The 25,839-nt window shown below is 60.3% G+C and carries 22 protein-coding genes; 19 read left to right on the plus strand and 3 right to left on the minus strand.

The window, feature by feature from the left end; genetic code table 11:
* Window positions 1-33 precede the first annotated feature (33 nt).
* The 10 genes from rnpM to gpmI all read left to right on the plus strand — a co-directional run bounded on the left by rnpM (window position 34) and on the right by gpmI (window position 10,691).
* Complete coding sequence (rnpM, locus tag WMO44_RS00580) at window positions 34-333, plus strand: RNase P modulator RnpM (protein WP_005922334.1); 300 nt, start codon at window positions 34-36, stop codon at window positions 331-333.
* The gene (locus WMO44_RS00585; protein ID WP_349151418.1) at window positions 317-694 is read left to right on the plus strand and encodes a L7Ae/L30e/S12e/Gadd45 family ribosomal protein; all 378 of its coding nucleotides are present in this window, start codon (window positions 317-319) and stop codon (window positions 692-694) included. The genes rnpM and WMO44_RS00585 overlap by 17 nt, the downstream gene beginning before the upstream one ends.
* Window positions 691-3,171: a translation initiation factor IF-2 gene (gene infB, locus WMO44_RS00590; protein ID WP_349151419.1), complete on the plus strand. Its 2,481-nt coding sequence runs from the start codon at window positions 691-693 to the stop codon at window positions 3,169-3,171. Before WMO44_RS00585 ends, infB begins: the two co-directional genes overlap by 4 nt.
* 205 nt (window positions 3,172-3,376) lie before the next feature.
* Window positions 3,377-3,769 (plus strand): 30S ribosome-binding factor RbfA, encoded by a 393-nt coding sequence (rbfA, locus tag WMO44_RS00595; RefSeq protein WP_015538188.1) that lies wholly within the window; start codon window positions 3,377-3,379, stop codon window positions 3,767-3,769.
* A 17-nt stretch (window positions 3,770-3,786) separates the two neighbouring features.
* Window positions 3,787-4,776: a DHH family phosphoesterase gene (locus WMO44_RS00600; RefSeq protein WP_349151420.1), complete on the plus strand. Its 990-nt coding sequence runs from the start codon at window positions 3,787-3,789 to the stop codon at window positions 4,774-4,776.
* On the plus strand, window positions 4,776-5,660 hold the full coding sequence (gene truB / locus WMO44_RS00605; RefSeq protein ID WP_349151599.1) for a tRNA pseudouridine(55) synthase TruB: 885 nt from the start codon (window positions 4,776-4,778) through the stop codon (window positions 5,658-5,660). Before WMO44_RS00600 ends, truB begins: the two co-directional genes overlap by 1 nt.
* 21 nt (window positions 5,661-5,681) lie before the next feature.
* On the plus strand, window positions 5,682-6,599 hold the full coding sequence (gene ribF / locus WMO44_RS00610) for a bifunctional riboflavin kinase/FMN adenylyltransferase (RefSeq protein ID WP_349151421.1): 918 nt from the start codon (window positions 5,682-5,684) through the stop codon (window positions 6,597-6,599).
* A 298-nt stretch (window positions 6,600-6,897) separates the two neighbouring features.
* A complete protein-coding gene (locus WMO44_RS00615) occupies window positions 6,898-8,106 on the plus strand; it encodes a phosphoglycerate kinase (RefSeq protein WP_055185372.1) in 1,209 nt (402 codons plus the stop codon).
* Window positions 8,107-8,209: 103 nt separating this feature from the next.
* A complete protein-coding gene (tpiA, locus tag WMO44_RS00620; RefSeq protein WP_349151422.1) occupies window positions 8,210-8,980 on the plus strand; it encodes a triose-phosphate isomerase in 771 nt (256 codons plus the stop codon).
* A 184-nt stretch (window positions 8,981-9,164) separates the two neighbouring features.
* The gene (gpmI, locus tag WMO44_RS00625) at window positions 9,165-10,691 is read left to right on the plus strand and encodes a 2,3-bisphosphoglycerate-independent phosphoglycerate mutase (protein WP_349151423.1); all 1,527 of its coding nucleotides are present in this window, start codon (window positions 9,165-9,167) and stop codon (window positions 10,689-10,691) included.
* 92 nt (window positions 10,692-10,783) lie between these two features.
* Here gpmI and WMO44_RS00630 read toward each other — a convergent pair whose 3' ends face one another.
* The 3 genes from WMO44_RS00630 to aroF all read right to left on the minus strand — a co-directional run bounded on the left by WMO44_RS00630 (window position 10,784) and on the right by aroF (window position 13,430).
* Complete coding sequence (locus tag WMO44_RS00630) at window positions 10,784-11,866, minus strand: FAD:protein FMN transferase (protein WP_349151424.1); 1,083 nt, start codon at window positions 11,864-11,866, stop codon at window positions 10,784-10,786.
* On the minus strand, window positions 11,863-12,285 hold the full coding sequence (locus tag WMO44_RS00635; RefSeq protein ID WP_349151425.1) for a DUF3783 domain-containing protein: 423 nt from the start codon (window positions 12,283-12,285) through the stop codon (window positions 11,863-11,865). Before WMO44_RS00635 ends, WMO44_RS00630 begins: the two co-directional genes overlap by 4 nt.
* 131 nt (window positions 12,286-12,416) lie before the next feature.
* Window positions 12,417-13,430, minus strand: coding sequence for a 3-deoxy-7-phosphoheptulonate synthase (gene aroF / locus WMO44_RS00640; RefSeq protein ID WP_005922307.1), 1,014 nt, complete (start codon window positions 13,428-13,430; stop codon window positions 12,417-12,419).
* Between the two features lie 208 nt (window positions 13,431-13,638).
* Between aroF and ybaK the strand changes: the two genes are divergently transcribed.
* From ybaK to WMO44_RS00685, 9 genes are all read left to right on the plus strand, one after another.
* Window positions 13,639-14,121, plus strand: coding sequence for a Cys-tRNA(Pro) deacylase (gene ybaK / locus WMO44_RS00645; protein WP_097779921.1), 483 nt, complete (start codon window positions 13,639-13,641; stop codon window positions 14,119-14,121).
* Window positions 14,122-14,584: 463 nt separating this feature from the next.
* The gene (purE, locus tag WMO44_RS00650; RefSeq protein ID WP_055185360.1) at window positions 14,585-15,085 is read left to right on the plus strand and encodes a 5-(carboxyamino)imidazole ribonucleotide mutase; all 501 of its coding nucleotides are present in this window, start codon (window positions 14,585-14,587) and stop codon (window positions 15,083-15,085) included.
* A 10-nt stretch (window positions 15,086-15,095) separates the two neighbouring features.
* On the plus strand, window positions 15,096-16,574 hold the full coding sequence (gene purF / locus WMO44_RS00655; RefSeq protein ID WP_349151426.1) for an amidophosphoribosyltransferase: 1,479 nt from the start codon (window positions 15,096-15,098) through the stop codon (window positions 16,572-16,574).
* A 4-nt stretch (window positions 16,575-16,578) separates the two neighbouring features.
* Window positions 16,579-17,625, plus strand: coding sequence for a phosphoribosylformylglycinamidine cyclo-ligase (gene purM, locus WMO44_RS00660; protein WP_055185358.1), 1,047 nt, complete (start codon window positions 16,579-16,581; stop codon window positions 17,623-17,625).
* Window positions 17,619-18,215 (plus strand): phosphoribosylglycinamide formyltransferase, encoded by a 597-nt coding sequence (gene purN, locus WMO44_RS00665; protein WP_249241785.1) that lies wholly within the window; start codon window positions 17,619-17,621, stop codon window positions 18,213-18,215. Before purM ends, purN begins: the two co-directional genes overlap by 7 nt.
* Window positions 18,216-18,337: 122 nt before the next feature.
* Window positions 18,338-19,138 (plus strand): IMP cyclohydrolase, encoded by an 801-nt coding sequence (locus tag WMO44_RS00670; protein WP_117554064.1) that lies wholly within the window; start codon window positions 18,338-18,340, stop codon window positions 19,136-19,138.
* A 33-nt stretch (window positions 19,139-19,171) separates the two neighbouring features.
* Complete coding sequence (locus tag WMO44_RS00675; protein ID WP_349151427.1) at window positions 19,172-20,353, plus strand: phosphoribosylaminoimidazolecarboxamide formyltransferase; 1,182 nt, start codon at window positions 19,172-19,174, stop codon at window positions 20,351-20,353.
* Between the two features lie 146 nt (window positions 20,354-20,499).
* Window positions 20,500-21,804: a phosphoribosylamine--glycine ligase gene (gene purD, locus WMO44_RS00680; protein WP_349151428.1), complete on the plus strand. Its 1,305-nt coding sequence runs from the start codon at window positions 20,500-20,502 to the stop codon at window positions 21,802-21,804.
* 202 nt (window positions 21,805-22,006) lie between these two features.
* Window positions 22,007-25,699, plus strand: a complete 3,693-nt coding sequence (locus tag WMO44_RS00685; RefSeq protein ID WP_349151429.1) for a phosphoribosylformylglycinamidine synthase — start codon at window positions 22,007-22,009, stop codon at window positions 25,697-25,699.
* Window positions 25,700-25,839: the final 140 nt, after the last annotated feature.

Raw genomic sequence — 25,839 nt, forward strand, 5'->3', positions numbered from 1 at the left:
GCCCGGCACCATCTGCCGAAGGAGGGAAACCGGATGGCACAAAAAAAGATCCCTGCCCGCCAGTGCATCGGCTGCATGACCAGCCGCCCCAAAAAGGAGCTGGTGCGCGTGGTGCGCGCACCCAGCGGGGAGATCAGCATCGATCTGGTAGGCAAAAAGCCGGGGCGCGGCGCATATCTCTGCCCGGACCCGGACTGCCTGACCAAGGCAAAAAAGAAAAAGGCGCTGGAGCGCTGCTTTGAGCAGCCGGTTCCCGCCGAGGTATACGACGCGCTGGCTGTACAGCTGGCCGCAGCCGCAAAGGAGGCCGCAGCCGATGGCAAAAAAGAATAATGCCCCTACAAAACCCAAGCTGCCCCCGGAGGAAGCGCTGTATCAGGCCGTGAGCCTGTGCCGCAAGGCCGGTGCGCTGACCATGGGCTTTGATGCCGTAGAGGAAGCCTGCGTCAAAAGCAAGGCATGGCTGGTGATGACCGCATCGGACATCAGCCCTAAGACTTTGCAGCGTTTGAACTACGCCGTAGGGGACTTGGTGGACGTGTTCACCATGCCGCTGACGCAGGATAAGCTGGCCGATATCAGCCACAAGCCCGTGGCTGTTTACGCGGTGACCGACCGCAACCTCGCAAAGCTCTGCTTCGACCGCCTGTCGGACTGTGGAGCAATCAAAAATGAGGAGGATATGAGCGAATGATCGTAAAATATAAAGTGAGTGACTTTGCAAAGGATCTGAACCTTTCTGCAAAGAAGGTGTTGGACGAGCTGACCGCTATGGGCAGCACCGGCAAGAAGAACAGCTCCAATCTGGAGGAGAACGAGCTGAACTACCTGCTGGAAAAGTTCAGCAAGGATAACAGCGTGGCAAATCTGGACGAGTTTTTGAACAGTGCCAAGGCTCCTAAGGAGGAGCCCAAGGCCGAGAAGAAGGCTGAGCAGAAGGCCGAAAAGAAGGCTGAGAAGAAGCCCGAGGCTCCCAAGGCTGACAAAAAGCCCCAGCAGCCCGCCGCAAAGGCCGAGCAGCCCAAGGCAAACAATAATAACAATAACGGCAAGCACGGCGACAAGAAGCCCGAGCAGCACAAGAAGCGCGAGGAAAAGACCGTTTCCTTCAGCGAGCTGGCACGCGAGACCGGCGCAAAGGCCACCGCTGCCCCCGCACAGGCAGTTTCTGTCCGCCGTGAGGACAATCAGGTCACCGTGGATACCCGCACTGTGGATATGAATGTGGATCGCTTCGACGCCCGTTACGATGATCTGGCTTCCACCAAGAATACCGAGAACCGCCGCAAGCCCACCCCGCAGGGCAACAAGCAGAAGTTCACCCAGCGCGGCCAGCGCCAGCGCCAGCAGTTCCAGAAGGGCAAGCGCGAGACTGAGTTCGAGCGTCTGCAGCGCATCCAGCTGGAGAAGGCCCGCAACGCCCAGCTGAAGGTACTGATCCCCGACGAGATCACCGTGGGCGAGCTGGCTACCCGCCTGAAGCAGCAGGCCGGTAAGGTCATTGCCAAGTTCATGCAGATGGGTGAGATGCACGCCATCAACGACGTGATCGATTTCGATACCGCAGCTCTGCTGGCAGAGGAGTTCCACGCAAAGGTCGAGCACGAGGTGCATGTGACCATCGAGGAGCGCCTGTTCACGCAGGAAGAGGATGCACAGGAGGATCTGGTGGAGCGTCCCCCGGTGGTCTGTGTCATGGGTCACGTTGACCACGGCAAGACCAGTATTCTGGATGCCATCCGTAAGACCAACGTCACCGCAGGCGAGGCCGGCGGCATCACGCAGGCCATCGGTGCATATCAGGTCAAGATCAACGACAGCCTCATCACCTTCCTGGATACCCCGGGCCACGAGGCGTTCACCTCCATGCGTGCCCGCGGTGCCAACATGACCGATATTGCAGTTCTGGTGGTTGCTGCCGACGACGGCATCATGCCCCAGACCATCGAGTCCATCAACCACGCCAAGGCTGCAAATGTCAAGATTATCGTGGCAATGAACAAGATGGATAAGCCCACTGCAAACCCCGAGCGCGTGATGGAAGGCCTGACCAAGTACGGCATCATCACCGAGGACTGGGGCGGCGATGTGGCCTGCATCCCGGTGTCTGCCCTGACCGGCATGGGCATCAACGACCTGCTGGAGCGCATTGCGCTGGAAGCTGAGGTCATGGAGCTGAAGGCAAACCCCAACCGCCGCGCCAAGGGTGCGGTCGTCGAGGCCCGTCTGGACAAGGGCCAGGGCCCCATTGCCACCATTCTGGTGCAGAACGGCACCCTGCACTCCGGTGATGTCATCATCGCCGGTACCGCCGTGGGCCGTGTGCGTACCATGCGCAACGACAAGGGTCAGCTGCTGACCGATGCCGGTCCCTCCACCCCTGTGGAGATCACCGGCCTGACCGCCGTGCCCGAGGCCGGCGACCTGTTCGAGGCTGTTGAGGACGAGCGTCTGGCCCGTGAACTGGCTGAGCAGCGCGTTGCTGCCGCCAAGGAAAAGCAGTTCTCCTCCTTCCAGAAGGTCACGCTGGATAACCTGTTCAGCCAGATGGCACAGAACGACATGAAGGAGCTGGCCATCGTGGTCAAGGCCGACGTGCAGGGCTCTGCCGAGGCTGTGAAGCAGAGTCTGGAGAAGATCTCCAACGATGAGGTGCGCGTGCGCGTCATCCACGCCGGTGTCGGCGCCATCAGCAAGTCTGACGTCGATCTGGCCGATGCCTCCAACGCCATCATCATCGGCTTCAACGTCCGCCCGGACAACGTGGCCAAGGAAGAAGCCGCTGCCACCAAGGTGGAAATGCGTATGTACCGCGTCATCTACGACGCCATCAACGATGTCACCGACGCTATGAAGGGTATGCTGGCACCCAAGTTCCGCGAGGTCGCTCTGGGTGAGCTGCAGGTGCGTCAGGTGTACAAGATCTCCAACGTGGGCACCGTTGCAGGCTGCCGCGTGACCAGCGGCAAGATCACCCGCGACAGCAAGGTGCGCGTGGTGCGTGACGGCATCGTCATTGCCGAGGACGAGATCGCATCCCTGAAGCGCTTCAAGGATGATGCCAAGGAAGTGGCCGAGGGCTACGAGTGCGGTGTGACCCTGGAGAAGTTTGCGGACGTCAAGGAAGGCGACGTGTACGAAGCCTTCAAGATGGAAGAGTACCGCGACTAAGAAAAAACCGAATATATAACAGCTTCCCGGCAGAAAAGGCTTCCCCCGGACGGGGGAAGCTGTCGAACGAAGTGAGACTGATGAGGGCGTATCTTTCGCAGGTGTGGAGCGTGCGCCCTCATCCGTCGTTTTGGCAGACAAATGCCGCCTTGCCCCGGCCGGGGCAAGGCTTTGGGAGGCTGCCGGACAGAATTTGGAGAAAACTATGTCTCAGAAAAATATGGGCCGTCTTGCGCAGGATATGAAGCGTGAGGTCATTGCCATCATCGGCCGGCTGAAGGACCCGCGGCTGGAGGGCGGTCTGCTGACCGTCACCCGTCTGGACGTGACGCCGGATCTGGATGTGGCAAAAGTGTATGTAAGCGTGATGGGCCGCGCAGACGGCCCCAAGCCCGCTATTGAAGCGCTGAACCGTGCCGCAGGCCATGTGCGCACCGAGGTCAGCAAAAAAATGCACATCCGCAAGGCACCCCGCTTTATCTTTGTGGAGGATGACGGTGCCGCCTACGCCGCCCACATCAACGAGCTGCTGCGCAGCCTGAATGTGAACGGCGAGGAAGAAGCACAGCCTGCCGATACCGAACAGACCGAGGACTGACTGCCTTTGCGGAAAGGATGGATCATTGGATGACAGAACAACTGGATGTGCAGCAGATGGCGCAGCGCCTGCTGGCTGCGGACAACATTTTGATTCTGTGCCACAAAAACCCGGACGGTGACACCATCGGCTGCGGCAGCGCCCTGTACTATGCGCTCAAAGCGCTGGAAAAAACAACAGCGGTGCTCTGCTCCGATGCCATTCCGTCCCGCTATGCCTTTACAAACCCACGGCTGTTCAAGGGCGAGTTCGAGCCCCGCACCGTGATCGCAGTGGATGTGGCCGGCCTGCAGTTGTTTGGCGAAAATAACGGTGTGCCGCAGTTTGCACGCCATGTGGACCTGTGCATCGACCACCACGCGGGCAACAACGGCTATGCTGATTTTACCCTTCTGGATGCCAGTGCCGCTGCGGCAGCAGAGCTGCTGTATCAGGTCATCGTGGAGATGGGGGTGACTATCACCCCCCACATTGCCGACTGCCTGTACACCGGCATTGCCACCGACACCGGCTGCTTCAAGTTCTCCTCCACCACAGCCAACACCCACACGGTTGCTGCAAAGCTTATTGAAGCCGGTTGTCATGTGGAGGAGCTGAACACCCTGCTCTTTGACACCAAGCCCCGTGCCCGCATGGAGGCCGAGCGCATCGCCCGCAACCATCTGGAGTACTATCTGGACGATCGCTGCGCCCTGATCTACCTGACAAGGGACGAGATCCGGCAGAGCGGGGTAGACCCTGCGGATCTGGAAGAGCTGACCGGCCTGCCCATCAGCATCGAGGGAGTCAAGGTGGGTCTGACCCTGCGCCAGCAGCCCGGCGGCAGCTACCGCATCAGCGTGCGCACCGCAAAGGGCGTGGACGCCTGCGCCATCGCCCGGCGTCTGGGCGGCGGCGGCCACACCCGCGCAGCGGGCTGTGAGCTGCTGGGCGACCTTGAAAACGCCAAAAACGCGATCCTTGCAGAGGTGGAAGCCGAGCTGGACGCACCGCAGGAGGAAGCATGATGCAGGGCATCCTGATCGTAGACAAGCCCATGGACTGGACCAGCTTTGACGTGGTGGCAAAGCTGCGCGGCGTGCTGGGCACCCGCAAGCTGGGACACAGCGGTACACTGGACCCCATGGCCACCGGTGTGCTGCCGGTGTTCTGCGGCGGTGCCAGCAAGGCGGTGGATCTGCAGCTGAACCACGACAAGACCTACCGCGCCACCCTGCGCCTGGGCGCACGCACCGATACCGGCGATAGCACCGGCACGGTGCTGGAAACCGCGCCCGTCACCGCCGGAGAAAAGGAACTGCTGGCAGTGCTGCCGCAGTTTATCGGCCCGCAGATGCAGGTGCCGCCCATGTATTCCGCGGTCAAGATCAATGGCCAGCCGCTGTATAAGCTGGCGCGCGAGGGCGTGACCGTGGAGCGCAAGGCGCGCCCCATTGAGATCTACGGCATCGAGTACGGCGGCAGTCCGGCAGAAAACGAGTATGTACTGACGGTGCGCTGCTCCAAGGGCACCTATATCCGCGCGCTGCTGGAGGAGATCGCCGCCGCCATGGGGCAGAAGGGCACCATGAGCGCTCTGCGCCGCACTGCTGCCGGTCTGTACACCGAAGCAGATGCCCACACGCTGGAAGAAATTCTTGCCGCAAAGGAGCAGGGGAACGCTGCACTGGAAGCACTGATGCTGCCGGTGGAAAGCGTGTTCACCCCGCTGCCACTGCTGGTGGTGGAGCCATGGGTGGAGCAGCACCTGTACAACGGCTGTCCCACCAGCCGCTACCCCGCAGCAGACGGACGCTACCGGGTGCGCAATGCCGCCGGGCAGTTCCTTGGCCTTGCCAACATCACCGGCGGGGTGCTCCGGGTGGAAAAACTGTTCGTGGAACGTAATTGAGCAATAAAGGAAACAAGACCCATGCAGATCATTTCTCAGTTTGCCCCGCTGCCGCTGGCACAGCCTGAAAAAGGCACCGCCGTGGCCATGGGCTACTTTGACGGCATCCATATCGGCCACCGGGCGGTGATCGAAGGGACGGTACAGTGGGCAAAGGCCCATGATGCAGCTCCGGCGGTGTTCACCTTCCGCCTGCCGGTGGAAAATAAAATGAAGGGCAAGCGCCTGCTCTCCACCGAGGATAAGCACGCTTTGATCCACAGCCTTGGGGTGGAGTATTACCTTACCCCTGATTTTGAGGCGATCAAGGCACTGAGCCCGGAGGAGTTTGTGCGCGGCATTGTGGAAAACTGCCACGCCCGGGCGCTGTTCTGTGGCGAAAACTTCACCTTTGGTGCAAAGGCGGCCGGTACGCCGGAGCTGCTGCGCACCCTCTGCGCCCCTCTTGGGGTAGAAGTAGTGGTGGTGCCCATGGCTCAGTTTGAGGAAAAGCCGGTGTCCTCTACCCGCATCCGCACCGCGCTGGAGGGCGGGGATATCCCCGCCGCCAACGCTATGCTGGGCATGCCCTATGCCATCCGCTTTGCGGTGCAGCACGGGGCAGGGCTGGGGCACACCCTCGGGGTGCCCACCATCAACCAGCTGTACCCGCAGGGCTTCCAGATGCCACGCAGCGGCATTTATATCACCCGCACCTGTATCAACGGGGTGTGGTATCCCTCGGCCACCGGTCTGGGCAGCCGCCCGACCGTGAACGATGACGCCACCAAGGTGACCTGTGAGACCTTTATCCCGGGCTTTTCCGGCAACCTGTACGGCACCGACCCGGTGGTGGAGTTCTACGCTTACCTGAGCCCCAGCAAAAAGTTTGATACGCTGGACCAGCTGCGGGATTGCATCAACGATGCCGCCCGCCGCGCACAGGAGTATTTTGCATAACGCCTGAACAGCGGAAAAATTATTTTTATTTGGGGTCGAGAAACGCCTGTGGACGTTTTTCGGCCCTTTTTGTCGTGAAGGAAAACAGTATTTCCGGCGTCTGCGGGCAGAAAAAACCGCGCTTCGGGCAAAATAGACACATTTCCGTGCAACAATGGCAAATGTTTGTTAAACAATTATCTATCTCATATCCTTGCAATGCACGCAGTTTTTGTTTATAATAGTAGCTGTACGGGGCAAAGCCCCGATTGTGAGCGAGACTCTGGTTCAGAATTATAATTTGAGAGGAGTTTTTACCATGGGTTTAGGTAAGAAGACGATCGACGATCAGAACTACTGCGGCAAGAAGGTGCTTGTCCGCTGCGATTTCAACGTCCCGATGAAGGACGGTGTCATCACCAACGAGAACCGTATCAACGCAGCACTGCCCACCATCCAGAAGCTGGTCAACGATGGCGCAAAGGTCATCCTGTGCAGCCACCTGGGCAAGCCCAAGAACGGCCCCGAGGCTAAGTTCAGCCTGGCTCCCGTTGCTGTGGCTCTGAGCGCAAAGCTGGGCAAGACCGTTGTGTTTGCTGACGACGACAACGTTGTGGGCGAGAACGCAAAGGCTGCTGTGGCTGCCATGAACAACGGCGACGTCGTTCTGCTGCAGAACACCCGTTTCCGCAAGGAAGAGACCAAGAACATGCCCGAGTTCAGCGAGGAGCTGGCTTCTCTGGCGGATGCTTATGTGGACGATGCCTTCGGCAGCTGCCACCGTGCACACTGCTCCACCGCAGGTGTCACCGACTACATCAAGGATACCGCTGTCGGCTACCTGATGGAGAAGGAGATCAAGTATCTGGGCAACGCCGTCAACGACCCCGTCCGTCCCTTCACCGCTATTCTGGGCGGCGCTAAGGTTGCTGATAAGCTGAACGTCATCTCCAACCTGCTGGAGAAGGTCGATACCCTGATCATCGGCGGCGGCATGGCTTACACCTTCGTCAAGGCTCAGGGCTACGAAGTGGGCAAGAGCCTGTGCGACGACACCAAGCTGGACTACTGCAAGGAAATGATGGCTAAGGCCAAGGAGAAGGGCGTCAAGCTGCTGCTGCCTGTGGATGCTGTCTGCATCAAGGACTTCCCCGATCCCATCGACGCTCCTGTGGACGTCACCGTGGTGCCTGTCACCGCGATCCCTGCTGACATGGAGGGCTGCGACATCGGCCCCGAGACCATGAAGCTGTTTGCTGACGCTGTGAAGGCTTCCAAGACCGTTGTCTGGAACGGCCCCATGGGCGTGTTCGAGAACCCCACTCTGGCAGCTGGTACTCTGGCTGTTGCCAAGGCTATGGCTGAGAGCGATGCTACCACCGTCATCGGCGGCGGCGACAGCGCAGCAGCTGTGCAGCAGATGGGTCTGGGCGACAAGATGACCCACATCTCCACCGGCGGCGGCGCTTCTCTGGAGTATCTGGAGGGCAAGGAGCTGCCCGGCATCGCAGTTATCCAGAACGCATAATTTTTCCGGCATCACAATGGGTGCGGCGGCATTTACGCCGCCGCATCTTTTCTTTTTGTGCAGGTAATTTGTAAATATTTACGAAGGTAAGGAGAAAATAACAATGGATAAGGCAAAGCGCAAGGCTATTATCGCTGGCAACTGGAAGATGAACAAGACCGCCTCCGAGGCTGCTGTTCTGGTGGACGAGCTGATCCCCGCTGTGAAGGACGCTACCTGCGAGGTGGTCATCTGCACCCCGTTTACCGATCTGGTCACCGCTGTGGCTAAGACCAAGGGCACCAACATCCATGTGGGCGCCGAGAACGTCCACTTTGAGAATTCCGGTGCTTTCACCGGCGAGATCAGCGCCGATATGCTGGTGGATCTGGGCGTGGAGTATGTCATCGTTGGCCACTCTGAGCGCCGCCAGTACTTTGCAGAGACCGACCAGACCGTCAACAAGCGCGCGCTGGCTGCCCTGAACGCCGGTCTGAAGGTCATCCTGTGCGTGGGCGAGAGCCTGCAGCAGCGCGAGGAGGGCGTTACCGAGGAGCTGGTCCGTATGCAGACCAAGATCGCCCTGCGTGACGTGACCGCCGAGCAGATGGCAAATGTTGTCATCGCCTACGAGCCTGTCTGGGCCATCGGCACCGGCAAGACCGCTACCGCTGATCAGGCAGAGGAGGTCTGCGCACAGATCCGCAAGGTGGTGGGCGAGCTGTACGGCGAGGCCGTGGCCGAAGCTACCACCGTGCAGTACGGCGGCAGCATGAACGCCAAGAACTGCGAGGAGCTGCTGAGCAAGAAGGACGTGGACGGCGGCCTGATCGGCGGCGCATCCCTGAAGGCTCCCGACTTTGCTGTCATCGTCAATGCAGCCACCAAGGGCTGAGCAACTGCCTTTTCTTAACTAAGCTGTTTCAGCGCCCGGCTGCGCCGTTTTTTCAGCGCTGAGCCGGGCGCTGATCTGTTTTTACAGCAGCCGCTCGGGTGTTATGCACCCGCAGGCTGCACCTGCAGGCGGGGCACTTAGCCTTGCCCGTAATGCGTGATAAATTCAAAGGAGATTCAATTTTATGGCAAAGAAACCTGTTCTTCTGTGCATCATGGATGGCTTCGGCTGGGTGCCGAACGAGACCTTTGGCAACGCCGTTGTGGCTGCCAAGACCCCCCATCTGGATGCTCTGATGGCAAAGTACCCCATGACCACCATCGATGCTTCCGGCATGGCTGTCGGTCTGCCCAACGGCCAGATGGGCAACTCCGAGGTCGGCCACACCAACATGGGCGCAGGCCGCATCGTGTACCAGCAGCTGACCCTCATCACCAAGTCCATCCATGACGGTGAGATGCTCAAAAACCCTGTGCTGGTCAAGAACATGAAGGCCGCCATCGAGGCCGGCAAGGCCATCCACCTGATGGGTCTGGTGGGCACCGGCGGCGTGCACAGCCATGCCGACCACTGGTTTGGCGTGCTGGAAATGGCAAAGCATCTGGGCGCAAAGGAAGTTTACCTGCACTGCATCACCGACGGCCGCGACACCGACCCCCACTCCGGCAAGGGCTTCCTTGCTGACCTGCAGGCCAAGCTGGATGAGCTGGGCGTGGGCAAGATCGCCAGCGTTTCCGGCCGTTACTACGCCATGGACCGTGATAACAACTGGGACCGCGAGGAGAAGGCCTACGCTGCTTTCGTCTACGGCGAGGGTGAGCACGCTGCCAACGCTGCCGAGGCCATCGAGGCTTCCTACGCCGCAGACAAGACCGATGAGTTCGTGCTGCCCTGCGTCACCTGCGAGGGTGGCCGCGTGCAGGATGGCGACACCGTCATCTTCATGAACTTCCGCCCCGACCGTGCCCGCCAGATGACCCGCATCTTCTGCGACGATGCCTTTACCGGCTTCGAGCGCCGCGGCGGCCGCAAGCAGGTGAACTACGTCTGCATGGCCGAGTACGATGCCACCATGCCCAACTGCGAGGTTGCTTATCCCCCGGTGGAGCTGAAGAACGTTCTGGGCGAGTATCTGTCTGCCCACGGTAAGACCCAGCTGCGTATTGCCGAGACCGAGAAGTACGCCCACGTCACCTTCTTCTTCAACGGCGGCGTGGAGGCTCCCTACGAGGGCGAGGACCGCTGCGTCATCCCCAGCCCCAAGGTTGCCACCTACGACCTGAAGCCCGAGATGAGCGCCCCCGAAGTCGCTGCCGAGTGCGTCAAGCGCATCGAGAGCGGCAAGTACGATGTGGTCATCCTGAACTTCGCAAACTGCGATATGGTCGGCCACACCGGCGTGTTCGAGGCTGCTGTCAAGGCCGTTGAGGCTGTGGATACCTGCGTGGATCAGGTGGTCACTGCTGTGCTGAACGCCGGCGGCTGCGCCTTCATCACCGCTGACCACGGCAACGCCGAAAAGATGATGAACCCGGACGGCACCCCCTTCACCGCCCACACCACCAACGTTGTGCCCTTTATGGCAGTTGGCTGCGGCGATGTGAAGCTGCGCGAGGGCGGTTGCCTTGCCGATATCGCACCCACCATGCTGCCCTATATCGGCCTGCCCGTTCCTGCCGAGATGACCGGCAAGAGCATCATCGTGGAGTGATGTCTGTGCGGCTGAGTGCATGAATAACTAGCATAGAAAAACGAGCCATCGTGCGGTTTTCCGCGCGGTGGCTCGTTTTCTGCATACAGTGTTTACTTTTTCAGGTGGCTGTCCCAGCCGCTGGAGGTGGTGGCCTGCTTATCGGGCGTGCACCACATGGCTTCTACGCCGTCCAGCGATTCCACCAGCTTCTGCCCCTCTTCCAGCGGCATACAGAACAGGGCAGTGGTCAGGCAGTCTGCCATGCCGGAGTCCGGGCACAGCACGGTGACGCCGTTGTAGTAGGCAGCGGGCCACAGGGTGTCCGGGTCGATGATGTGGTGGTAGCGCTTGCCGTCCACCACAAAGTAGCGCTGGTAGTCACCGCTGGTCACCAGCGCAAGGTCGCTCATGTTGATGGGCGAGCCGAAGATGGAGTTGGTGTTGGTATACACCTCCGAAGCGTTCCACGGGTTCTCCACACCGCCCGTCCACTGGCTGCCGTCCGGCTTTGTGCCGATGGCGCGCAGGTTGCCGCCTACGCTCACCAGTGCGCTGGTCAGGCCCCGGGCTTCGGCGGCGCGGCAGACCATCTCCACGGCGTACCCTTTGCCCACGCTGCCCACGTCCAGCGACATCTCCGGGTCGGACAGGTAGACCGTTTTGGCCTCCTCGTCGATGACAAGGTCGTTGATGTCGCAGTGCTGAGCAGCGGCTTCCAGCTCCTCCTGTGTGGGCAGGGTGTTGTCAGTCTCGGAGGCGTTCTGTTCGGCAGCTTCGCGGTAGTCGTGCCAGATGCCCAGCACGCTGCCCATGGCAATGTTGATCTTGCCGCCGGTCAGTTCGTACATCTGCTGTGCCAGCTCCAGCATGGAGAGGATGCGGTCGTCTACCTGTACCGGGGCTTTGCCGGCGTTTTCGTTGATGGTCTTGACGTTCACAACGCCGTCGTAGTCGTTGTAGATATCGTAGAGCTGGTTGTAGGCGATCAGATCCTGATGCAGCGCCTGCATCTGGGTGTTGAACTCTTCCTCGCTCTCGCAGTAGGCGATGACCTGCGTCACCGTGTCGAACACATCATAAAAGATGGTGGTGTACCGGGTCAGCTCCTTTTTGGGCTTGCAGCCGACCAGCAGGCCAAGGCTCAGCACTGCCGCCAGCAGTGCAGCTGTCATGCGGGTGATGCGGCTCTTCATACGGTCTGGCTCTCCTTTGCGGCGGTAAAGGCGGCGTGCTCCTCCTGCAGATGCGCCAGCAGGTCTGCAAACATCCAGTTGCGGTTTGCGGGGGTGACCACCGCCTTGAGCGGGATGGTCACCTGTGCCTGCCGCATCAGGTCCAGCAGGGTGTCCACGTCCTTATCACGGAAGTTTGCCAGCACCAGCGCCGGGGGATAGGCGCCCGGCTCCAGCACCAGCGTTCTGGGGGCTTTTACCTCCACCTCGCCCAGCAGCTGGGCGACGGTCTTGCCGGCATCGGCGGGGGCAACGAGCAGCAGCTTCATGCCAAAGGCGGGTGCCATGCCCTCCAGCTTGCCCCGGTCGGCGGGGGAAAGGTTCCAGCCCAGCGCCAGCGGCACCCCGGCGTTCTGGTTGCGTGCAATGTGTGCTTTCATCTTTAAAACCTCTTTCGGCAGTGTTTTTTCAAAATACACTATAGTATACCATAAAACCCGTGAAAAGAAAATGAAAACCCGCCGGGGTACACAAAAAAACTCCCCCTTACGGGGGAGTAGACAGAGAAGACTCAGTTCATTTTTTTGCCGAAGAACTCTACCTCTTTGCCGATGAACTGCATCAGTTCATCGAACTGGTCCGGGGTCAGGCTCTGTGCGCCGTCGCACTTGGCCTTGGCGGGGTTGTTGTGCACCTCGATCATCAGGCCGTCGGCACCGGCGGCGACCGCGGCTTTCGCCAGCTCCGGCACCATCCATGCGTGGCCGCAGGCGTGGCTGGGGTCCACCACCACCGGCAGGTGGGTCATCTTGTGCAGCATGACCACACCGGCAAGGTCCAGCGTGTTGCGCATACTGGTCTCAAAGGTGCGGATGCCGCGCTCGCACAGGATGACGTTCTCGTTGCCCTCTGCCATGATGTACTCGGCGCTCATCACGAACTCTTCCAGCGTGTTGGCAAGGCCGCGCTTGAGCAGCACCGGCTTTTTCTGGCGGCCAACAGCCTTGAGCAGCTCAAAGTTCTGCATATTGCGGGCACCTACCTGAATCAGGTCTACGTTTTCAAACAGGGGCAGGTGCTCGGTGTTCATGATCTCGGTCACAATGGGCGAACCGGTGGCGCGGCGCGCCAGCTTGAGCAGGTCCAGACCCTCGCTGCGCATACCCTGAAAGGAGTAGGGGGAGGTGCGGGGCTTGAAGGCACCGCCGCGCAGCAGGGAAGCACCCGCCGCCTTTACCCGCTGCGCGCAGTAGGTGATCTGCTCCTCGCTCTCAATGCTGCACGGTCCGGCGATGACCGCAAAGTTACCGCCGCCGATCTTGACACCCTCTACGTCGATAACGCTGTCGTCCGGGTGGAATTTGCGGTTGGCCTTTTTGTAGGGCTCGGACACGCGGCGGCAGGTCTCTACCACCGGGTTTGCCAGCACCCAGCTCTCTGCAATGGCCTTAGTGTCGCCGATCAGACCCAGAATATGGGTGTCGCTGCCCTTGGAATCGTTGATCTGCAGACCCATATCCTCCAGCTCGTGGCAGAACTCGCGCACCTGTACGTCGGGGGCATCCTGTTTGAGTACGATGATCATAGTATTTTGTCTCCTTTGCCTTTTTCTATCCTGTGAAACGGCGAGGGAGACCGGCTCCTTTGCCGCAGCTTGCAGTGTCAAACTTCAGTACTCTGAAGTGCGTGACGCTATGATATCACTTCATGAAACTGAAGTCAAGAGAAATTTTGAATTTTTTCCGAAAAAGTGGTAGAATAGAAACAGAGCAAATGTAAAAGAGGGAATAACAATGGGAAAAGAAGCTAAAACCAACGCAATGCGCATTCTGGAACGGGAAAAGGTGGCCTATACCGCCCACGAGTACCCCCACGAGGAGGGGGTGGCGGTGGACGGCGTGACCGTAGCTGCCAGCATAGGCGAAGACCCTGCCTGCGTGTATAAGACGCTGGTAACACAGGGCAACAGCAAAAACTATTTTGTGTTCGTCATTCCGGTGGCGGCAGAGCTGGACTTAAAGGCCGCTGCCCGCAGCGTGGGCGAAAAGAGCGTGGCGATGATCCATGTGGCAGATATCAATAAGGTGACCGGCTATGTGCGGGGCGGCTGCAGCCCGGTGGGCATGAAAAAGCAGTACCGCACCGTCTTTGACGAAAGCGTGCTGACCCAGCAGAAGGTCTACGTTTCCGGCGGGCGCATCGGCACACAGGTGTGCTGCGCCCCGGCGGATCTGATCCGCGCTGCACGCGCCGCCACCGCAAAGATCATTTTTTAAAAATCCGGCGCGATATCTGGGATACATCAACACGGCCTTTACATAAAATATACTTGCTGCATAAGTCATACTTAAAAAGAAAAAGGATGGCGAAACTGCACAAAACTTTCGAAAGTTTTTTGACGGCATGGGAACACAAGGGAGAATTTGCCCAAACGCTCTTTGCAAAGCAGTTTTTTTGCCGTAAACTGTATCTAGTACAGGGACGATGCCCCAAAAAACGGGCTTGCATCGCCGCCTGAAAAAACGCTTGCACAGGAAACTGCGGAGGGAAACTTCAATGATGCTGCTGGTGCCGGGTCGCATGGAATGGGGTCACATTCACTGCAATCAGGGGCATGGTGCAACCTTGTGCAAAATGCGCGGACAGAAAAACTGGAAATAAAGGCCGTGGTACAGGTGTACCGCAGCCTTTTTTGTTTGTCGGTCTTGTTGGACAGTTGAGAAAGAGAGGCTTTGGAAAATGGTTCGTAAAGTGGCAGTGATCATGGGTTCGGACAGCGATTGGCCGGTGGTCAAGGGGGCCTGTGCCCAGCTGAAGGCACTGGATATCCCCTTTGAGGCACATATCCTTTCGGCACACCGCACCCCCGCCGAGGCAGCAGCCTTTGCAAAAAGCGCAAAGGCCAACGGCTTTGGCGTTATCCTGTGCGCGGCAGGCATGGCAGCACATCTGGCAGGTGCTTTTGCCGCCAACACCACCCTGCCGGTCATCGGCATCCCCATGAAGGGCGGCGCGATGGATGGCTTGGACGCTCTGCTGGCTACCGTGCAGATGCCCAGCGGCATCCCGGTGGCAACCGTGGCACTGAACGGTGCCAAGAATGCCGCATGGCTGGCTGCTGAAATTCTGGCCCTGAGCGATGACGCACTGGCTGAAAAGCTGGAGGCTGAGCGCGTATCCATGGCACAGCAGATCGCAGCAAAGGAAGAAAAACTGCAGAACGAACTGAACGAGCTGTAAAGGAGAACCAATGTCTGATTTTGCATATCCGCTGCATGAGGAGTGCGGCGTTTTCGGCATCTACGACCGTGCCGGTACCGAGGATGTGGCCGCAGCGGCTTATTCAGCCCTGTATGCGCTGCAGCACCGCGGGCAGGAAAGCTGCGGCATCGCCGTCAACGATGACGGCGTGATCACCGGCCACCGGGATCTGGGCCTTGTGAACGAGGTGTTCACCCCGGAGGTGCTGGCAAGCCTGTCCGCTACCACGGCACACATGGCCACCGGCCATGTGCGCTATGCCACTGCCGGCACCCGCGTCCGCGCCAATGCTCAGCCCATGATCGTCCGTCATGGCCGCGGCACCATGGCGCTGTGCCACAACGGCAACCTGACCAACGCCGTGGAGCTGCGCCGCCAGCTGGAAAACGAGGGCGCCATCTTCCACGGCTCCTCGGATACCGAGGTCATCTGCTACCTCATTACCCGCAACCGTCTGCGCATGGGCAGCATCGAAACTGCCATCAGCAAGACCATGGACGTGCTGGAGGGCGCATATAGCCTTGTGATCATGTCTGCCACCAAGCTCATCGCGGTGCGCGACCCCCGGGGCTACCGTCCCCTGTGTATCGGCACCCTGCCCGGCGGCGGCTACGTCTTTGCCAGCGAGAGCTGCGCACTGGATGCCACCGGTGCCGCCCTGCTGCGGGATGTGGAACCCGGCGAGATCGTAGTGATGGATACCAAGACCGGCGAGCTGCGCAGCATCAAGGATCACTGCGGCCGCCCGGACACCCAGATGTGCGTGTTCGAGTTCATCTACTTCGCCCGCCCGGACAGCGTCATCGAGGGCAGCTCGGTGCACGAAGCCCGCAAGCAGGCAGGCCGCTTCCTTGCACAGGAGCACCCCGTGGAGGCCGATGTGGTCATCGGCGTGCCGGATTCCGGCTTGGATGCAGCACTGGGCTACTCGCAGGAGAGCGGCATCCCCTACGGCATCGGCTTTATCAAAAACAAATACATCGGCCGCACCTTCATTCAGGGCAGCCAGAAGCAGCGCGAGAACAGCGTGCGCATCAAGCTGAACGTGGTGTCCAGCACCGTCAAGGGCAAGCGCGTGGTGCTGGTGGATGACTCCATTGTGCGCGGCACTACCTCCGCCCGCATCATCAAGCTGCTGCGGGATGCTGGCGCTGCCGAGGTGCACTTTATGGTCTCTGCACCTCCCTTCAAGTATCCGTGCTACTTCGGTACCGATATCCCGGACCAGAAGCTGCTGGTGGCCACCGGCCGCACGCTGGAGCAGATCAACGAGGTCATCGGCGCCGATACGCTGGGCTATTTGTCCAACGAGCACGTTGTCCAGCTTGCCAAAAACGCAAAATGCGGTTTCTGCACCGCCTGCTTTACCGGCGAGTATGCCGTAGAGCCGGAAAGTGTGCTTTCTACTGATATTCACGACCGTCACCTGAACGACCGTCCCAAGGACGCCAAAAAGTTAGGAGAGTAAGAACATGGAAAAGAGCTATTCTGAAAGCTACGCCGCAGCAGGCGTGGACATTACCGCCGGTTACCGCTCTGTGGAGCTGATGAAGCAGTATGTGGCCCGTACCATGAACGAGCACTGCATCGGCGGCTTGGGCGGCTTTGGCGGCCTGTTTGAGCTGGACTGCACCGGCTACAAGCATCCGGTGCTGATCTCCGGCACCGACGGTGTGGGCACCAAGCTGAAGGTGGCCATGATCATGGATAAGCACGATACCATCGGCATCGACTGCGTGGCCATGTGCGTCAACGACGTCATCTGCGCCGGTGCAAAGCCGCTGGTGTTCCTGGATTACATCGCCTGCGGCCGCAACGTGCCGGAAAAGATTGCCAACATCGTCAAGGGCGTGGCCGAGGGCTGCGTGCAGGCCGATTGTGCACTGGTGGGCGGCGAAACTGCCGAGCACCCGGGCATGATGCCGGAGGACGAGTACGATCTGGCCGGCTTTACCGTGGGCGTTGTGGACAAGGAAAAGATCCTGAGCAACGAGACCATGGCAGCCGGTGACGTGATCCTCGCCCTGCCCTCCACCGGTGTGCACTCCAACGGCTTCTCTCTGGTGCGCAAGGTGTTCAACATCGACGCCGACCCCGATGTGCTGTTCTCCACCCCCGCCGAGCTGGGCGGCAAGACCCTTGGCGAGACGCTGCTGGCTCCCACCAAGATCTACGTCAAGCCCGTGCTGAAGGTGCTGGAAGAGGTGCAGGTCAAGGGCATCTCCCACATCACCGGCGGCGGCTTCTACGAGAATATCCCCCGCAGCCTGAAGAAGGGCTGCTGCGCCCGCATCAACAAGGCAGATGTGCGCACCCCCGCCCTGTTCCACCTGATGCAGAAGGTGGGCGGCATCTCCGAGCACGATATGTTCAACACCTTCAACATGGGCGTGGGCATGGTGCTCACCGTGCCCGCCGAGCAGGCCGATAAGGCACTGGAGATCCTGCACGCCAACGGCGAGCCGGAGGCCTACCGTTTGGGCGTCATTGCAGAAGGTGAGGGCGTGGAACTGTGCTGAACATTGCTGTGTTAGTGTCCGGCGGCGGCACCAACCTGCAGGCGCTGCTGGACAGCGAGGCCCGGGGCGAAAACCCCAATGGTAAAATTACGCTGGTAGTGGCCTCCAAGCCCGGCGTCTTTGCGCTGGAACGCGCCGCAAAGGCGGGTGTGGAAGGCTGCGTGGTGCGCCGCAAGGACTACGCCACCAGCGAGGAATTTGACGCTGCGCTGCTGGAAACGCTGCGGGCGCACAACATTGATCTGGTGGTGCTGGCGGGCTTTCTGTCCGTGCTGGGCCCCAGCGTCATTGCGGCCTATCCGCGCCGCATCCTGAACGTGCACCCGGCGCTGATCCCTTCCTTCTGCGGGCCGGGAATGTACGGCCTGCGTCCCCATGAGGCTGCACTGGCTCGTGGCTGCAAGGTGACCGGCGCCACCGTCCACTTTGTGAACGAGGAGTGCGACGGCGGGCCCATCCTGCTGCAAAAGGCCGTGGACATCCTGCCCGGCGACACCCCCGAGGTGCTGCAAAAACGGGTGATGGAGCAGGCTGAATGGAAGCTGCTGCCCAAGGCTGTGGCTATGATCTGTAACGGTGAAGTGGAGTAAAAACTCCTTCTGTCACGCCTGACGGCGTGCCACCTCCCTCAAGGAGGGAGGCTTAAGGCCCCCTCCCCGAGGGGGCTGTCGCCGCAGGCGACTGGGGGAGTTCCGTAAATAGGAGAACAACAATGGAAAAGATCAACCTGAACGAGTATCTGGCCTCCAACGAGTACCCCGGCCGCGGCATTGCTGTGGCAATGGCTCCGGACGGACGGCAGATGTTTATCGGCTACTTTATCATGGGACGCAGCGAGAACAGCCGCAACCGCGTGTTTGACCCCGTGCCCGAGCGCGGCGGCATCTGCACCGTGGCGGCAGACCCCGCAAAGCTGGAGGACCCCAGCCTGATTATTTATAACCCGGTGCTGACCCTTGGCAAGACCCATATCGTGACCAACGGCGACCAGACCGACACCATTTTTGACCTGATGAGCCAGGGCAAGAGCTTTGCCGATGCCCTGCGCACCCGCACCTTTGAGCCGGACTGCCCCAACTACACCCCCCGCATCTCCGCGGTGGTGTATGCCGACGGCAGCTACCAGATGAGCATCCTCAAGTCTGCCGACGGTAACGGCGACAGCGTGCAGCGCTATTTCTTTGATTACCCCCAGCCCGTTGCAGGCGAGGGCCACTTTATCAGCACCTATAAACACAACGGCAACCCCATCCCCAGCTTTGAGGGCGAGCCCCTGCGCTTTGCCTGCCCCCGCACCATCGGCGATTTTGCCCACGATATGTGGAGCAGCCTGAATCTGGACAACAAGGTGAGCCTGTTTGCCCGGGTCATCGATCTGGACACCGGCGAGAGCGGTGATATGATCTTTAATAAATATGATCCGGTGTGCAGCGACCTTGACGACCCCGAAGAGCCGGAGCTGCTGCCCGAGGAGCTGGAACTGCTCAAAAAGCTTGACGCCGAGGAAGAATAAGAGTAAACCTTAGGATATAAGGAGGATGCACCAATGAATGAACTCGCACTGAAGTACGGCTGCAACCCCAACCAGAAGCCCAGCCGCATTTATATGGAAGATGGCTCCGACCTGCCCGTTACCGTGCTGAACGGCAAGCCCGGCTACATCAATTTTCTGGATGCCCTCAACTCCATCCAGCTGGTCAAGGAACTGAAAACCGCCTGCGGTCTGCCCGCAGCGGCCTCCTTCAAGCACGTTTCCCCGGCGGGCGCAGCACTGGGTCTGCCCCTGACCGAGGTGGAGCGCCGGATGTACCACATTGCCCCGGAGACCGAGCTTTCTCCGCTGGCCTGTGCTTACGCCCGTGCCCGCGGCGCAGACCGGATGTCCTCCTTCGGCGACTGGATCGCCCTGTCCGACATCTGCGATGTGCCCACCGCAAAGCTGATCCAGCACGAAGTCTCTGACGGTATCATCGCCCCGGGCTACGAGCCGGAGGCACTGGCCATCCTGTCCGGCAAAAAGAAGGACAACTACAATGTGGTCGCCATCGACCCCGCCTATAAGCCCGCTCCCATCGAGCACAAGCAGGTGTACGGTATTACCTTCGAGCAGGGTCGCAACGAGCTGGTCATCAACGCCGACACCATGCTGAACAACTGGGTCACCGAGAATAAGAATGTGACCGAGGAGCAGAAGCGCGACCTCGTCATTGCTCTCATCACCCTGAAGTACACCCAGTCCAACAGCGTGTGCTACACCTATAATGGTCAGACCATCGGCGTGGGTGCCGGCCAGCAGAGCCGCATCCACTGCACCCGTCTGGCCGGTCAGAAGGCAGACAACTGGCAGCTGCGCCACATGGACAAGGTGCTGGACCTGCCCTTCCGTGACGATGTGGCAAAGCCCAACCGCGACAACGCCATTGATGTTTACATCGGCGATACCCCGGAGGACGTCATCGGTGATGATGTCTGGGCAGAGACCTTCACCCGCCAGCCCGAGCCGCTGACCGCCGAGGAAAAGAAGGCTTACCTCAGCAAGGTGACCGGTGTCTGCCTTGGCTCGGACGCCTTCTTCCCCTTCGGCGACAACATCGAGCGCGCCCGCCGCTCCGGCGTGACCGCCATTGTGCAGCCCGGCGGCTCCATCCGTGACCAGCAGGTCATCGACACCTGCAACAAGTATGGCATCGCAATGGCCTTCTGCGGCCTGCGGCTGTTCCATCACTGATAGTACGGCACAGCGGAAGCTTCCTCCTCGGACACGAATCGGGCCATTCCATCGCCCGCCCTGCCGCCTGCGGCGGCAGGGTCCCACCCCAGCGGACGGTCCTCGGAGAAACTTCCGCCGTGCCGATGCATAGAGAAGGTGCAATTATGAAGAAAAAAATTCTGGTTGTCGGCGGCGGCGGCCGCGAGCACGCCATCATCAAGGCACTGAAAAAGAGCCCCGACTGCGGCGAGATCTGGTGCGCACCGGGCAACGGCGGCATCAGCTATGACGCTAAGTGCAAAAACATCAAGGCCACCGATGTGGATACCATGGTGGGCTTTGCAGTGGAAGAAAAGTTCGATTACGTTGTGGTGGCGCAGGACGACCCCCTTGCATTGGGTATGGTGGACGCGCTGGCAAAGGTTGGCATCCCCGCCTTTGGCCCGGACAAGGCCGCTGCCCGCATCGAGGCCTCCAAGGTGTTCTCCAAGGACCTGATGAAGAAATACGGCATCCCCACCGCAAAGTACGAGACCTTCGATGACCCCGCAAAGGTCATGGACTACATCCGCGCCGAGGGCAAGTACCCGGTGGTCATCAAGGCAGACGGTCTTGCACTGGGCAAGGGCGTGCTCATCTGCGAAAATGAGCAGCAGGCAGCTGATGGTGTCAAGGAGATCATGCTGGACAAAAAGTTCGGCGCATCCGGCAACCATGTGGTGGTGGAAGAGTTCCTCACCGGGCCGGAGGTCAGCGTGCTGAGCTTTACGGACGGCAAGGTGGTCAAGCCCATGGTCTCCAGCATGGACCATAAGCGCGCCAATGACCACGACACCGGCCTGAACACCGGCGGCATGGGCACCATTGCCCCCAACCCCTACTACACCCCGGAGGTGGCTGCGGAGTGCATGGAAAAGATCTTTCTGCCCACCATCCGCGCTATGAACGCCGAGGGCTGCCCCTTCAAGGGCTGCCTGTACTTCGGCCTCATGCTCACCCCGGACGGCCCCAAGGTCATCGAGTACAACTGCCGCTTCGGCGACCCCGAAACGCAGGTGGTGCTGCCGTTGCTGGAAGGCGACCTGCTGCACATCATGCAGGCCTGCACCGACGGCACGCTGGCACAGCAGGAGGTCAAGTTCTCCGATGGTGCTGCGGCCTGCGTGATTCTGGCCTCCGGCGGCTACCCTGTGGCCTATGAGAAGGGCAAGCCCATTTCCGGCCTTGTGGATGGTCAGCTGCCCGGCGAGGAGAACGTGACGGTGTACCACTCCGGTACTGCCATTACCGAGGACGGTCAGCTGGTGACCAACGGCGGTCGTGTGCTGGGCGTTACCGCCACCGGCCCGCGCCTGACCAACGCCCTGAGCCACGCCTATGAAGCAGCCGAAAAGATCAGCTTTGAAAAGCTGCATAAGCGCAGCGATATCGGCCTGCGTGCCCTGAAAGCGCTGGCAGAGAAGCAGTAAGAAAGAAAACCCTCTCAGTCGCCTGACGGCGACAGCTCCCCCGAGGGGGGAGCTTTATGCGAGAAAATGGATGAGCCTATGCTTTCCATCGAACGCAGTCCTTTCCGTCAGCAGAAAAAGCTCCCCCTTTCGGGGGAGCTGGCACGGCGCAAGCCGTGACTGAGAGGGTCGGTTCAAAGAATACAAAGGGGGAACCTACCCAATGGTCTATCGTATTTATGTGGAAAAAAAGCCCGGCTTTGATGTCGAGGCAAACGGTCTGAAAAACGAACTCACCAGCCTGCTGGGCATCAAGGATCTGACCGGCCTGCGCCTGCTGAACCGCTACGATGTGGAAGGCATCGACGAGGCACTGTTCAACCAGTGCGTCAGCACCGTGTTCAGCGAGCCGCCGGTGGATAACACCTACGCAGAGCTGCCCGCCAGCGAGGGCGTGTCTTTCGCGGTGGAGTATCTGCCCGGTCAGTTCGACCAGCGTGCAGCCTCTGCTGCCGAGTGCATCCAGCTCATCAGTCAGGGCGAGCGCCCGCTGGTGCGCTCTGCCCGCGTCTACCTGCTGGAGGGTGCTCTGACCCCCGAGCAGGTGGCCGAGATCAAAAAGTATGTCATCAACCCTGTGGAAGCACGCGAGGCTTCTCTGGAGCCCAAAGAGACCCTGAAGATGGATTACCCCGTGCCCGCTGCCGTGGCAGTGCTGGAGGGCTTCAACCAGCTGGATGAGGAAGGTCTTGCCAAGTTCATCGAGGAAAAGGGTCTGGCCATGGATCTGGGGGATATCAAGTTCTGTCAGGAGTACTTCCGCACCGAGCAGCGCGACCCCACCATCACCGAGATCAAGATGATCGACACCTACTGGTCCGATCACTGCCGCCACACCACCTTCGGCACCATCCTGGACGATGTGCAGATCGACGATGCCGTGGTGCAGGCCGCCTTTGACCGCTACATGGCTATGCGCACCGAGCTGGGCCGCGAGAACAAGCCCCGCTGCATGATGGACCTTGCCACCATTGGTGCCAAGGAGCTGAAGAAGCAGGGCATCCTGAAGAATCTGGACGAGTCTGAGGAAATCAACGCCTGCACCGTCAAGATCAAGTGCGACGTCAACGGCAAGGATGAGGACTGGCTGTTCCTGTTCAAGAACGAGACCCACAACCACCCCACCGAGATCGAGCCCTTCGGCGGCGCTGCCACCTGCATCGGCGGTGCTATCCGGGACCCGCTGTCCGGCCGCAGCTACGTCTATCAGGCAATGCGCGTCACCGGCGCAGGCGACCCGCTCAAGCCGGTCAGCGAGACCATGCCCGGCAAGCTGCCCCAGCGCAAGCTGGTCACCACCGCAGCCGCCGGCTACTCCTCCTACGGCAACCAGATCGGTCTGGCTACCGGTCAGGTGGACGAGATCTACCACCCCGGCTATGTGGCAAAGCGCATGGAGATCGGCGCTGTTGTGGGCGCTACCCCTGCCTCCCACGTCCGCCGCGAGTGCCCCGCTCCCGGCGATGTGATCGTGCTGCTGGGTGGCCGCACCGGCCGTGACGGCATCGGCGGTGCTACCGGTTCCTCCAAGGCGCACAAGCTGGACAGTCTGGAGCACTGTGGTGCCGAGGTGCAGAAGGGCAATGCGCCCATCGAGCGCAAGCTGCAGCGCCTGTTCCGCCGCGAGGATGCCTGCAAGATGATCAAACGCTGCAATGACTTTGGTGCCGGCGGCGTTTCCGTTGCCATCGGTGAGCTGGCCGACGGCCTGTACATCGACCTGAACAAGGTCACCAAGAAGTACGAGGGTCTGGACGGCACCGAGCTGGCCATCAGCGAGAGCCAGGAGCGCATGGCTGTGGCCCTTGCCCCGGAGGATGTGGACAAGTTCATCGCCATTGCCACCGAGGAGAACCTCGAGGCTACCCCTGTGGCCAAGGTCACCGAGGAAAAGCGCCTGAACATGGTGTGGAACGGCGTTTCCATCGTGAACATCAGCCGCGAGTTTTTGAACTCCAACGGTGCAGAAAAGCACCAGAACGTCCATGTGGAAAAGGGCAGCGTCTGGCAGCCCCAGTGGTCCGGCCTGACCTTCAGCCAGAAGATGAAGTCCATGGTAGGCGACCTGAACGTCTGCAGCAAGAAGGGCCTTTCCGAGCGGTTTGACTCGACCATCGGCGCTGCCACCGTGCTCATGCCCTTTGGCGGTGCATACCAGCTGACCCCCCAGAACGCCATGGTAGCCAAGCTGCCGGTGGACGGCGAGACTACCACCTGCTCCGGCATGGCATGGGGCTATAACCCCTATCTGATGAGCGCCAACCAGTATGTGGGTGCACGGATGGCTGTTATTGAGAGCGTGACCAAGCTGGTTGCCACCGGCTTCCGCTACGAGGACGCTTACCTGACCTTCCAGGAGTACTTCGAGCGTCTGGGCAACAAGCCCGAGCGCTGGGGCAAGCCGCTGGCTGCCCTGCTGGGCGCACTGGATGCGCAGATCGGTCTGGGCATTGCTTCCATCGGCGGCAAGGACAGTATGTCCGGCTCCTTTGAGCAGCTGGATGTGCCTCCCACGCTGGTGTCCTTTGCCACTGCCATCGGCAAGGCAAGCCGCGTAATCTCTACTGAGTTCAAGAAGCCTGAGAGCACTGTGGTGCTTGTGCGGCCCATCATCGACCCGGAGACCGGCTGCCCCAACTTCTTCTCCCTGAAAGCCAACTACAAGATCGTGGAGAACATGATCGAGGAGGGCATGGTCGCCTCTGCCTGCTCCGTGGGCTACGGCGGCATTGCCGAGGCACTGTTCAAGATGGGTCTGGGCAACCGCATCGGCTTCAAGATGCGTGCGGACATGACCACCCACCAGATGTTCGAGCCCATGTACGGCTCCATCATTCTGGAAATGGTGTCCGATTCTCCCGCCGGTATGCTGCTGGGCGAGACCACCAAGGAGTACACCTTTGAATCCTGCGGCGAAAAGCTGGATATGGCCGAGCTGCAGGAGATCTGGGAGAGCAAGCTGGAGCCTGTGTATCCCTACCGCAAGGCCGGCCCCACCGTGGAGAAGATCAACGGCAGCCTGACCGCTCCCGCTGCACCCAAGATCGGTGTGGCAAAGCCCAAGGTCATCATCCCGGTGTTCCCCGGCACCAACTGCGAGTACGACACCGCCAAGGCCTTTGCCCGCGCCGGTGCCGACCCCGAAATTCTGGTGGTGCGCAACCTGACCCCCGCCGATGTTGCTGAGAGCTGCAAGGCACTGGTCAAGGCCATTGACGCAAGCCAGATCGTCATGCTGCCCGGCGGCTTCTCCGGCGGCGACGAGCCGGACGGCAGCGCCAAGTTCATCGCCTCCTTCTTCCGCAACCCTGCGGTCACCGAGGCTGTGCGCCGTCTGCTGCAGCAGCGCGACGGCCTGATGCTGGGCATCTGCAACGGCTTCCAGGCACTGATCAAGCTGGGTCTTGTGCCCTACGGCGATATCCGCCCCATCACCGCCTGCGACCCCACTTTGACCTTCAACACCATCGGCCGTCACCAGAGCATGCTGGTGCACACCCGCGTGGCTTCCACCGGCAGCCCGTGGCTCAGCAAGTGCGAGGCGGGCGAGATGCACACCATCGCCATCAGCCACGGCGAGGGCCGCTTTGTGGCGCCGCAGGAGGTGCTGGACACCATGCTGCGCAACGGTCAGGTGGCCACCCAGTATGTGGATCTGACCGGCGTGCCCACCATGGATCAGCGCTTCAACCCCAACGGCTCTGTGCTGGCTATCGAGGGCATCACCAGCCCGGACGGCCGCGTGTTCGGCAAGATGGGTCACTCGGAGCGCAGCGGCGAATACCTGTACAAGAACGTCACCGGCGATAAATACCAGCCGATCTTTGAGGGCGGCGTGGACTATTTCAAGGTTTGATGGTAGAATAGAGAAAAAACTCCTTCCGTCATCGCTGGCGCGATGCCACCTCCCTCGGAGAAGGAGGCTGAAAGGCCCCCTCTTCGAGGGGGCTGTCGCCGGAAGGCGACTGGGGGAGTTACTTTCAGGAGGAAAACAAC

The sequence above is a fragment of the Faecalibacterium tardum genome (genome assembly GCF_040096515.1).
Classification (GTDB): Bacteria; Bacillota; Clostridia; order Oscillospirales; family Ruminococcaceae; genus Faecalibacterium; species Faecalibacterium tardum.